9 protein-coding genes and 1 tRNA gene are annotated in these 9,640 nt (G+C 67.1%); all 10 read left to right on the top strand.

Annotated features, from left to right (window positions below; genetic code table 11):
- The first annotated feature begins 9 nt into the window (after positions 1–9).
- A complete protein-coding gene (fdxH, locus tag JNK68_12505) occupies positions 10–888 on the top strand; it encodes a formate dehydrogenase subunit beta (GenBank protein ID MBL8541176.1) in 879 nt (292 codons plus the stop codon).
- 1 nt (position 889) lies between these two features.
- Positions 890–1,507: a formate dehydrogenase subunit gamma gene (locus tag JNK68_12500; GenBank protein MBL8541175.1), complete on the top strand. Its 618-nt coding sequence runs from the start codon at positions 890–892 to the stop codon at positions 1,505–1,507.
- 55 nt (positions 1,508–1,562) lie between these two features.
- Entirely contained in the window at positions 1,563–2,489 is a 927-nt protein-coding gene (fdhE, locus tag JNK68_12495) for a formate dehydrogenase accessory protein FdhE (GenBank protein MBL8541174.1), read from the top strand.
- A complete protein-coding gene (locus tag JNK68_12490) occupies positions 2,489–3,886 on the top strand; it encodes an L-seryl-tRNA(Sec) selenium transferase (GenBank protein ID MBL8541173.1) in 1,398 nt (465 codons plus the stop codon). The genes fdhE and JNK68_12490 overlap by 1 nt, the downstream gene beginning before the upstream one ends.
- A 6-nt stretch (positions 3,887–3,892) precedes the next feature.
- The gene (locus JNK68_12485) at positions 3,893–5,137 is read left to right on the top strand and encodes a PepSY domain-containing protein (GenBank protein MBL8541172.1); all 1,245 of its coding nucleotides are present in this window, start codon (positions 3,893–3,895) and stop codon (positions 5,135–5,137) included.
- Between the two features lie 19 nt (positions 5,138–5,156).
- Positions 5,157–7,115, top strand: a complete 1,959-nt coding sequence (gene selB / locus JNK68_12480; GenBank protein MBL8541171.1) for a selenocysteine-specific translation elongation factor — start codon at positions 5,157–5,159, stop codon at positions 7,113–7,115.
- Positions 7,115–7,210: transfer RNA gene (locus JNK68_12475), tRNA-Sec, on the top strand. The genes selB and JNK68_12475 overlap by 1 nt, the downstream gene beginning before the upstream one ends.
- A gap of 100 nt (positions 7,211–7,310) precedes the next feature.
- On the top strand, positions 7,311–8,420 hold the full coding sequence (locus tag JNK68_12470) for a transglutaminase domain-containing protein (GenBank protein ID MBL8541170.1): 1,110 nt from the start codon (positions 7,311–7,313) through the stop codon (positions 8,418–8,420).
- A gap of 59 nt (positions 8,421–8,479) precedes the next feature.
- A complete protein-coding gene (locus JNK68_12465; protein ID MBL8541169.1) occupies positions 8,480–8,932 on the top strand; it encodes a glycine cleavage system protein H in 453 nt (150 codons plus the stop codon).
- On the top strand, positions 8,929–9,306 hold the full coding sequence (locus JNK68_12460; protein MBL8541168.1) for a peroxiredoxin: 378 nt from the start codon (positions 8,929–8,931) through the stop codon (positions 9,304–9,306). Before JNK68_12465 ends, JNK68_12460 begins: the two co-directional genes overlap by 4 nt.
- The last annotated feature ends 334 nt before the right edge of the window (positions 9,307–9,640 follow it).

Genomic DNA, 9,640 nt, shown 5'->3' with positions numbered 1-9,640 from the left:
CTACAATCACTGGACATCAAGCAGCGCTCGGCGACCACCACCTCCTCGCCTTCGGTGCGCCGCCAGACCGAGGTCTCCAAGCTCATCGACGTTTCCAAGTGCATCGGCTGCAAGGCCTGCCAGGTCGCGTGCATGGAATGGAACGACATCCGCGACGAGATCGGGGTCAACGTCGGCGTCTACGACAACCCGCCCAACCTCACCGAGAACTCGTGGACGGTGATGCGCTTCACCGAGTACGAGAACACCGAAGCCAACCGGCTGGAGTGGCTGATCCGCAAGGACGGCTGCATGCACTGCGCGGATCCGGGCTGCCTCAAGGCGTGCCCGTCGCCCGGGGCCATCGTGCAGTATTCGAACGGCATCGTCGACTTCGTGCAGGAGAACTGCATCGGCTGCGGTTACTGCGTGGCGGGTTGCCCGTTCGACGTGCCGCGCATTTCGCAGAAGGACAACAAGGCCTACAAGTGCACGCTGTGCTCCGATCGCGTCGCGGTCGGGCTGGAGCCGGCCTGCGTCAAGACCTGCCCCACCGGCGCGATCACTTTCGGCAGCAAGGAAGACATGATCGAGCACGCCGGGGAGCGCATCGTCGACCTCAAGGAGCGCGGCTTCCAGAACGCCGGCCTGTACGATCCACCCGGTGTCGGCGGAACGCACGTGATGTACGTGCTGCAGCATGCGGATCGCCCCGAGATCTATCACGGGCTGCCGAACGATCCGTCGATCAGTCCGACGGTTAGTCTGTGGAAGGGCGCATTCAAGCCGCTGGCGCTGCTTGCGATGGGAATGACCGCGCTCGGCGGCTTCTTCCACTACATCAAGGTCGGCCGCTACGACGTGGACGACCACGCGCCGGACGAGGAAACCGAAAAGGAGGCCCGCTGACATGAACGGAATGATTCGGCGCTATAGCGATTCGGAGCGCATCAACCACTGGATCGTCGCAATCCTGTTCATCCTGTCGGGCCTGTCCGGGCTTGCCTTGTTCCATCCGGCAACGAGCTGGCTCACGGGTCTGTTCGGCGGCGGTCCGTGGACGCGCGTGCTGCATCCGTTCTTCGGGGTCTTCACGTTCCTGGCGTTCATCGCGATCGCACTGCGCTTCTGGCACCACAACACGATCAACCAGAACGACCGCAAGTGGCTGACGATGATGGGGGATGTGATCGCCAACCGCGATGCAGACTACCCCGAAGTCGGGAAGTACAACGCGGCGCAGAAGCTTCTTTTCTGGACCCTCGTCACCTGCATGATCCTCCTCTTCGTCACCGGCTTTCTGTTCTGGCGTCCATGGTTCGCGCAGTATTTCCCGATCGGCGTGGTGCGCCTGGGGGCGCTCGTGCATTCGCTGGTGGCAACGGTGGCGATCATCGCCGTGATCGTGCACATCTATGCAGCGATCTGGGTCAAGGGTGCCATCGGCGGCATGACAACCGGGTGGGTGTCCGCGAAGTGGGCGCGGGTGCACCATCCAGGCTGGTACCGCGAGGTCACCCGACGCTGAGCTTCCACGCGCAGGCCGACTGGTCTTCCGGTTGCCCGTCGGGCACGAGGGACAGATGCAGCAAAGAATGATGACGCCAGAGGAGATCGCCGTTCAGTCGGCCGGCGAGATCCCGTTTCTGCGCTTACCCGATCGTCACAGCGTGTTCTCTGACCGCGCTGCGCGTCTGCGGCAACTCGCGTCCGCCAGCACGCTCCGCGGTTACCTTGAACTCATGGCGAAGGTGGCCGACCTGCAGCAGGCGCTGCTCGCCGAAGAACCGCCGTTTCCACTGCCGAGCAGCGAGCACGTGGCGCAATGTCGCGAGCACGCCATGCCGCCGCTCAACACCCGGACCTTCCGGCGCGACCCGCTGTGGCACGACCTGCTGTGGCGGATGCTGCGCGCGCTGGCCGAGGACGCCGAAGGCGAGCCGCACCGAGTGCTGGTCGGGCTCGAAGGACGCAGCAGCGACTTCTACGAGGCGCAGGCGAGCCGACTGCTCGCCAACGTCCCGGTCGGCATCGATCCGGCGACCGCTCCATTCATCGGGGCTGCGCTGCAGGTGTACTGGACGCACATGGTGACGATGCTCGGCAGGCAGTGCTTCGGGCGCATCGACGTACCGAACATCTGCCCCTGCTGTGGCTCGCCGCCGGTGGCGAGCATCGTGCGCATCGGCGGAGACGACGGCTACCGCTTCCTGCACTGCTCGCTCTGCGCCGCCGAGTGGCACATGGTGCGGGTGAAATGCTCGAGTTGCGGCACCACCAAGGGGATTCACTACTTCGAAGTCGAAGGCGGCTCGCCCGCGATCAAGGCCGAATGCTGCGACGAGTGCGACGCCTATCTGAAGATCTTCTATCAGAACAAGGATGCCCAGGTCGAGCCGGTGGCCGATCACCTCGCCTCGGTTGCCCTCGATCTGCTCGTCTCGGAAACCGGCAAGTCGGCGAGCGGGGTGAATCTGCTGTTCGTTCACGGCGACGAGAACGCGGCCTGATGTCCAGCGGGAACACCCTGCCGCTGCGGCTGCCCTCGGTGGACAGTCTCATGCAGCAGCCGGCGATACTCGATCTGACCGCGCTGCATGGTCGCAGCGAGGTCTTGCGCGGTGTGCGCGAGGTGCTCTCGGAGCTGCGACGAGCCGCTCTCGCCGGCCGCGCCGGCGCCGACGGCGACGTCGTTGCGCTGGTGCGTGAGCACCTCGCACAGCGGCTGCGTCTGCAGTTGCAGCGCGTCTTCAACCTTACCGGCACGGTCCTCCACACCAACCTCGGCCGCGCCCTGCTCCCCGACGACGCAGTCGAGCATGTCGCCATGGCGATGTGCCAGCCGTGCAATCTGGAATTCGATCTCGACAGCGGTGATCGCGGCGACCGCGATCAGCTGGTCGAGGCACTGCTGTGCGAGCTGACCGGCGCCGAGGCGGCGACCATCGTCAACAACAATGCGGCGGCGGTGCTGCTCACCATTGCGGCGCTGGCTGCGCAAAGAAAGGTGGTGGTCTCGCGCGGTGAACTGGTGGAGATCGGCGGCGCCTTCCGCATGCCCGACGTCATGGCCGCGGCGGGTGCCACGCTCAAGGAGATCGGCACCACCAATCGCACCCATGCGCGGGATTACGCCAGCGCCATCGACGGCGACACCGCGCTGCTGATGAAGGTGCACACGAGCAACTACGCGATCACGGGTTTCACCACCAGCGTCGGCGAGGACGCGGTCGCGCGCATCGCCCACGACGCCGGTCTGCCCATGGCCATCGACCTCGGCAGCGGCAGTCTCGTCGATCTGTCGCGCTACGGCCTGCCGAAGGAGCCGGTAGTGCGCGACATGCTGGCCGCCGGCGCCGATATCGTCACCTTCAGCGGCGACAAGCTGCTCGGCGGCCCGCAATCGGGGTTGATTGTCGGCACCAAGGCGCATGTCCAGAAGATCAAGAAACATCCGCTCAAGCGCGCGCTGCGCGTGTCGAAGATCACGCTCGCTGCGCTGGAGGCGACCCTGCAGCTGTATCGCGACCCGGATCGGCTCGCCAGCCGGCTGCCGACACTCCGGCTGCTGACCCGGACGCGGGAGGAGATCGCAGCGCTTGCCGAGAGGCTGCGCCCGACACTCGCGAAGGCGCTGGGCGACGCCTGGCAGGTGACCACGCAGGATGCGTCGAGTCAGATCGGCAGCGGCTCCCTGCCGGTCGACCGCCTGCCGAGCGTCGCACTCGCGCTCGCGCCGGCCGCTCCGGCGAAGCGCGGCAGCGGCACTGCCCTCAACCAGCTCGCTGCGCGGTTCCGCCGACTTCCGATCCCGGTCATCGGCCGCATCGCGGACGGCTGCCTCCTGTTCGATCTGCGCTGCCTCGAAGACGAGGCGCTCTTCGTCGAGCAGTTGTCTCGCCTGTGAGCACGCATGCCGGCGCCGGCGCGCAGACGGTTCTGGGTTCTGATCCATCGCTGGCTCGGTCTCGGTCTCGGTGTCTGGTTTGCGCTGGTCGGCATCACCGGCAGCATCCTGGTCTACGAGGTGCCGATCGATGCCTACCTGAACCCGCAATTGCTGCGCAACACCCTGCCCGGTCGGTGGCTGGCGCCGGAAGCGATCCACGCGCGGACCGCGCAGGAATTCGGCTACACCCGCATCGAACGCCTCACACTCCCGGTCTCGCGCGAGGACGTCTATCGGGCGATCGTTCAGGTCGGCCCGCGACTGCGGATTGCACCGACGCGCGTGGAAGCCACCTTCAGTCCGGTCACCGGCGAACTGCTGGGTACGCGGGACATCGCGAGGCGGGGGCTGTCGCGTCCGTATCTGATGAAAACCCTCTACGATTTCCACCGCAACGTCCTGCTCGGCAACACTGGCTCCAACCTCGTCGGCATCGCCGGCTTCCTGCTGCTGACGTCTGCCGTCACCGGCCTGTATGCGGCGTGGCCGCGTCAGCGCAGCGGCTGGAAGCGCCTCGTCGGCGTCAAGCTGCGCGCCGGTGCGACGCGCATCGTCTTCGACATTCACCGCTCGTTCGGCTCGGTGATGTGCACACTGCTGCTGCTCGCGACGCTCACCGGATGCACCCTCGTCTACCTCAACTACGCGCGCGACATCGTGAGCGTGTTCTCGAAGGTCGCGCCGTTCCCGGTGGTGCCCTGGCGCGAGAACGCGTCCGCCACCTGGCCGTCGTTCGCCGAACTCGTGGCCAGCGTGAAGAGCGCGTATCCGGAGCTCGCGATCAGCGAGATCCACATTCCGACACGCATGCCCGGCGGGTATCTGTTCTACCTGCGCGGGCCCCAGGATGTGCATCGGCTCGGCGACACCCTGGTGTGGGTCGATCCCGCCACGGGGGACTTCCTCTTCGAGCGCAGCACCCACTCGCGAACCGCGGGCGAAGCCTTCATGCACTGGCTGTTTCCGTTGCACAGCGGCACTGCGTTCGGCGCACCGGGCATGATCGCAATGTGCGCCACCGGCATTGCACCGTTGCTCCTCATCTCCACGGGTCTCTGGGTGTGGCTGCGCAAGCGGCGCGCCGCGCAGATCGAGTTGCGGCGCCAGGGCAAGGTGAAAACCGCCCGCACCGTCGAGCAGACTCCGTCCGCGCCAGCCGCCACTGCTCGCCGGCTGAAATCGCCCGTGCGCAGCCCGAACTCCGCTTGACGCTCTCGGAGACCGACCGGTGATCATCGGCACCGCCGGCCACATCGATCACGGCAAGACCACGCTCGTGCGGGCGCTCACCGGCGTCGACACCGACCGGCTGCCCGAGGAAAAGGCGCGCGGCATCTCGATCGAGCTCGGCTACGCCTATGCACCGCTCGCGAGCGGCGATGTGCTCGGATTCGTCGATGTCCCGGGGCACGAGAAGTTCGTGCACACGATGCTCGCCGGCGCCACCGGAATCGACTTCGCCCTGCTGGTCGTTGCGGCCGACGACGGCGTCATGCCGCAGACGCGGGAGCACCTCGACATCCTGTGCCTGCTCGGCGTCCCCACCGGGGCCATCGCGCTCACCAAGATCGACGTCGTCGACGCCGGGCGCATCGCCGCGGTCGAACGTGAAGTGCGAACGCTGGTCGCGCCCACCCCGCTGGCGGACGCCCCGCTCTTCGCCGTCTCGGCGCGCTCCGGTGCCGGTGTCGAGGCGCTGCGGCGCTTCCTCGAGGAGCACGCGCGGGCGCATCGCCGGCTCGCCGACGACGGGCATTTCAGACTCGCCATCGACCGTTCGTTCGCGCTGCCGGGGATCGGCACGGTGGTCACCGGGACGGTCCACTCGGGCGCGATCGCGGTGGGCGCGCACCTCACCCTCGCCCCACGCGGCGTCGCGGTTCGCGTGCGCTCCATTCATGCGCAGAACCGGGCAAGCGAGCGGGCAACAGTCGGCGAGCGCTGCGCGCTGAATCTCGTCGGCGTCGGCCATCAGGAGGTCGGCCGCGGCGACTGGGTCGTCGCGCCGCCGATCGCGCTGGCGACGGACCGCTTCGATGCGCGGCTCGATCTGCTCGCCGGCGAGACGAAGGCGCTGCGTTCGGGTACCACGCTGCACGTGCATCTCGGTGCAGCGCACGTGACCGGGCGGCTCGTCGCGCTCGAAGACGACGTCGAGCCCGGCGCCGACCCGCACGGGTCAGGGCGAGGGCCGCTGGTGCAGCTCGTCCTGCAGGCGTCGATCGCCGCCTGGCGGGGGGATCGCTTCATCATCCGCGATGCATCGGCGATGCGCACGGTGGGCGGTGGCTGCGTGCTCGATCCCTTCGCACCCGCGCGCTACCGCCGCTCGCCGCAGCGCCTCACCGTGCTGCGGGCGCTCGAGGCCGATACGGCCGCTCCCCGGCTGGCCGCGCTCGTTGCGTGCGAACCCTTCGGGGTCGATCTCAGGCGTTTCGCAGCCGCCGGCAACATCCGGGACGTTTCCGCCCTCGTGCAGGGACTGCGCGCGCGCCGTGCGAGCGCCGAGGGAATCGATTTCGCCATCGCCGAGGATCACTGGAAGGCGCTCGGGACGCGCGTGGAGGAACACCTCGCGGCATTCCACGGTACCCATCCGGATGAGCTCGGTCCGGACAGCGCGCGGCTCAAGCGGATGGCCTTCCCCAAGCTGGACGGCGCGCTCTACCGCGCGCTCGTCACCGATCTCCTCGCCGAAGGGCGCATCCGCCGCAGCGGACCGTGGCTGCATCTGCCCGGCCACGACGACGCGCCCTCGGCGGCCGAAAGCGCACTGCTGGAGGCGCTGCTGCCGCACCTGCTCGAGGCCCCGTTCGATCCGCCGTGGGTGCGCGACCTTGCGAAATCCTGCAGGCAGCCGGAGGCATCGGTACGCAGTGCGCTGATCCGTGCCTCCAGGCGTGGGCAGACCTATCAGGTCGTCCGCGATCTGTTCTATCATCCGCTCGCGATTCGCAGGCTCGCCGCGCTGGCGAACAGCCTGCAGGAGAGCGAAGGCGAAGTGCGTGCAGCGGCGTTCCGTGACCGTACGGCACTCGGCCGGAAGCGCGCGATCCAGGTCCTCGAGTTCTTCGACCGCGTCGGCTTCACCCGGCGCGTGCGTGACAGACACCTGGTGCGCACCGACAGCCTCGCGATGATCGACAACGCACCTGCGGCGAACCCGGTCGCCGATGAGATCTCTTAGGAAGAGAATCGTCCCTGGTGGGGCGGCCGGGCTTCAAACCCGGTTGGGGGTGCTATGCGCTCCCGGGTGGGTTCGACTCCCATTCTCTTCCGCCATGACAACACCGTGTCGGCGCGCCAGACGCAATCGACACGCCTTGCAGCGGTTCGTCGCCGGTCCGGCGCGGACACTCCAAAGGGTACGGAGGGTATCGAGATGGATAGACGTACGTTCCTGAATTTCTCGGCCGCCGCTGCGGCGGTCACCGCGCTGCCGCCAGTGGCGAACGCCGCCGCGGAGACGTCCCCCGCTGCGCCTCCGCTCGATGCGGGATGGCGCCAGTTCGAAGTGATCACCAGCGTGGAACTGTCGCCGGAGGCACTGCCGGCGAAACTCTGGCTGCCGCTGCCGCAGTACCGCGACACCGACTACCAGCGCACGCTGGACATCCGCTGGAGCGGCAACGCCACGCAGACCGGCATCTACCGCGATCCCAGGTACGGGGCGCCGGCGTTTTTCGCGACCTGGGACGGAGCCAGCACACCACCCGCCCTGCAGCTCTCCACGCTGGTGGCGACGCGCAACCGCCACGTCGACACGACGAAGCCCGGCCCTCTGCACTACGTTTCGCGCGAGGAACTCGACCTCTATCTGCAGCCGTCGGCGCACATCCCCACCGATGGCATCGTGCGCGCCACGGCCACGCGCATCCTGCCGACTGCCAGTTCCAGCACCGTCGAGCGCGCCCACGCCATCTACGACTGGATCGTCGAGAACACCTACCGCGATCCCAAGGTGGTCGGCTGCGGCACGGGCGACATCCGCTTCATGCTCGAATCCGGAAATCTCGGCGGCAAGTGTGCCGACCTGAACGCGCTCTTCGTCGGGCTTGCGCGCTCGGCCGGCATCCCCGCGCGTGACGTCTACGGCGTGCGCGTGGCGGATTCGGCGACCTGGAAGAGCCTCGGCAAGAGCGGCGACATCACCAAGGCACAACACTGCCGTGCGGAGTTCTTTCATCCCAACTTCGGGTGGATCCCCGTCGACCCCGCCGACGTCCGCAAGGTCGTCCTCGAAGAGCAGAAGGAGCAGCTGCTGCCGCTCAGCGATGCGCGCGTCGCGCTCGCGCGCGAGACACTGTTCGGCTTCTGGGAGATGAACTGGATCGGCTACAACACGGCCGGTGACACGCGGCTTGCCCCCGCCACCAGCAAGGCGCTCGGCCATTTCATGTACCCCTACGCGGAGACGGCCAAGGGCACGCCGAACCAGTACGATCCGCAGAACTTCCGCTACAGCATGACGTCACGCGAGGTGAAGGGCTGACGGTGCGCTCCGTGGTTGCGACCTGATCGCAACGCGAATCGTCGAGCGGCCGAATCCGTATGGCCACGATCCACGGTTTCGACTTTCCCGACGATCTTCACTACCTGCTGCAGCACGACACGTGGGCGCGCCGGGATGCCGACGGTATCGTCACCGTCGGCATCACCCCGCTGGGTGCCCACATCTCGGGCGAGTTCATCGAGTTCATGCCGAAGCCCGTGGCGTCGAGCATCGAGCGCGAACGCTCGCTCGGTCTGCTGGAGATGTCGAAGGTGATCCGTGCCGTGCGCTCGCCCGTCGGCGGCACCATCGTGGAGACGAACACCGAGGCGCGGAAGCGTCCCGGCGTGATCAATACCGACCCCTACGGCGACGGCTGGCTGGTGCGCCTGCGACCGAACGATTGGGACGGTGACATCAGCAGTCTTGTCACCGGGGACGTGATTCCGGCGGCGGTCGAAGCCTACATGAATCTGCTTGCGGAAACGTTCGGGGAAGCACCGCCGCCGTGAGAACGCGCCTTGCCATCCTGCTCTGGGCAACCGATCCGGCGGCGCCGCACCTGTGCGTGACGCCCTTCTTCCACGCGGCGGCGGCGGCAGCGATGGACGTCGAAGTCGAGGTTCACTTCTCCAGCCGGTCGGTCCTGCTGCTCGTCGGCGATGTGGCCGAGAAGCTGTACGGCGGCGTCGGGCGCGAGACGAGCGTCTACCAGCACATGCGCAACGCCTGCGACTTCGGGGCGAAGTTCTTTGCCTGCAGCGACGCGCTCGACGCTCACGTCGTGGACCGCTCGAAGCTCATCCGGGAAACACAGGGCATCGTCGGTGCCGCGGCATTCCTGGGGCGCGTGCTCGATCCCGACTGGAGCACGCTGATCTTCTGAGCGCTGGCCGGCCGGCTTGACCGGGTACTGCTGCCGACACGCGTCCTCGTCCCGGACACCCGAGAGCCGCCTTCACCACGCCGGTCCCGGGGTTTGCCAAGCCGCGCGTACTCCCCATTCACCGTTGCGTCCATTTTATTCACAAATGAAATAAGCAATTAGTTAAGACTTTCTTTTGTGAATATATGAATCACCCTAGACTGGCCCTGCAGCCATGGCGGTTGTCACGAGGCAAGTCGAAATGGAAGACGCACTATCGCATGTCCTTCGCCGCGGCCGGGCGGAAGTTGTCCGTGCCGCACGGCACGGCGCATCGCGCTCCTTTCCGCAATCC

The organism is Betaproteobacteria bacterium, from assembly GCA_016791345.1.
Taxonomy (GTDB): Bacteria; Pseudomonadota; Gammaproteobacteria; order Burkholderiales; family JAEUMW01; genus JAEUMW01.
The sequence above is the reverse complement of the archived record's forward strand: the minus strand, read 5'-3'. Positions and strand labels throughout refer to the sequence as shown.

Excerpts from the sequence above, each read along its gene's own strand:
- JNK68_12485 (MBL8541172.1), top strand. The coding sequence starts at position 3,893 with ATGCCGGCGCCGGCGCGCAGACGGTTCTGGGTTCTGATCCATCGCTGG.
- fdhE (MBL8541174.1), top strand. The coding sequence starts at position 1,563 with ATGCAGCAAAGAATGATGACGCCAGAGGAGATCGCCGTTCAGTCGGCC.
- JNK68_12500 (MBL8541175.1), top strand. The coding sequence starts at position 890 with ATGAACGGAATGATTCGGCGCTATAGCGATTCGGAGCGCATCAACCAC.
- JNK68_12470 (MBL8541170.1), top strand. The coding sequence starts at position 7,311 with ATGGATAGACGTACGTTCCTGAATTTCTCGGCCGCCGCTGCGGCGGTC.
- JNK68_12465 (MBL8541169.1), top strand. The coding sequence starts at position 8,480 with ATGGCCACGATCCACGGTTTCGACTTTCCCGACGATCTTCACTACCTG.
- JNK68_12490 (MBL8541173.1), top strand. The coding sequence starts at position 2,489 with ATGTCCAGCGGGAACACCCTGCCGCTGCGGCTGCCCTCGGTGGACAGT.